The following is a 1086-nucleotide window of genomic DNA, read 5'->3' as shown; positions in this document are numbered from 1 at the left end:
TACTCCAAACGTGAACTTGCCGAGGCTTATGCTCCGAATATCTCTCCCGTGTCCGCGCTGAACCGCTTGGCGCAATGGTTCAAGTATAACCTGCAACTGAGTGAAGCCTTGCTTCAGACAGGCTATAAAAAACGCCAGCAGATATTTACTTCCATGCAGGTGGAACTGATATTCAGATACCTGGGAAGACCCTGAACAATTAGCGATTGATAATTGACAATTGTTGTATGAAAGTGCGCAAGCCGAACGCTTATATCTGCGTTGACTTGCGCACTTATCTGTATCGGGCAACGCTTATATCTGCAATGGTCTTCTCACTTATCTGCATCGGGCGATGCACTTATGTCTGACAATACCCGGTTCCATTTATTTGAATCCCTTGTCCACTTCATCGTTTTGTATGTCCACTACTTCATATTCCGTGCTTCCCTGTCTATTCCTTCTTGTCCGGAAACCGTATTTTTCCAGTGACATAACCAATGTCTGTATGGTCTGCCTGTTCACCTGTATCTTTCCGTAAATGGCGATCTTGCTGAGTATGGCTGCCGCCGGCATCCACTTTATGCAGTAATCTTCCGGCTGTGGCTTGCGGAAGTATACGAGCAGGTTTTCCTCCACGGGATCTTTCATGCGGTGCAGTTCATTGTGCCGGTTCAGTTCGTTTATTTCCTCTCCTTCATACCAGTACCGGTATCCTTCCTTTATCAACGCGTAGGCCTGTGCATATATCCCCTCATAATTGACCGGTGTACGATAATCCAACGTAATGATGGAGGAGGGGAGGAAACGCCGGTTCCCGCCTATGTCCTGCAGACACTGTCGGTTGTTCGTACTGGCAATGAAGGATGCATGCCGTATGAAATTGTATGCCTGCATGTCGTATGCTTTCCGCTCCGTCACACTTTCCTGTGTGATGACCCGTTTCAATCCAGCCAGATCGCCTATCCTGGCCCCTTCGAATTCTTCCATATTGATGATGAGGTGTGTGCTGAGCAGCAGTTGGTGGTCCTTGTTGTCCGGGTTTACCATTCCGTTTCGATAATACTCCCTCCACTGGGGAGGTAACAGCCTGCGTATCCAGGTACT

General features: G+C 48.2%; 2 protein-coding genes. One reads left to right on the top strand and one right to left on the bottom strand.

What is annotated here, in order from left to right; genetic code table 11:
• On the top strand, window positions 1-195 hold a 195-nt coding region (locus DWW10_RS25825; protein ID WP_147350476.1), incomplete at its 5' end, for a DUF4248 domain-containing protein.
• 171 nt (window positions 196-366) lie between these two features.
• On the opposite strand, the gene DWW10_RS25820 is transcribed toward DWW10_RS25825, so the two are convergent.
• Window positions 367-1086 (bottom strand): virulence-associated E family protein (locus DWW10_RS25820; protein ID WP_220395707.1); only part of this gene is annotated, 720 nt, incomplete at its 5' end.

The sequence above is a fragment of the Bacteroides intestinalis genome, from assembly GCF_003464595.1.
GTDB lineage: Bacteria > Bacteroidota > Bacteroidia > Bacteroidales > Bacteroidaceae > Bacteroides > Bacteroides intestinalis_A.
This window is presented reverse-complemented; position numbering and strand designations above follow the sequence as displayed.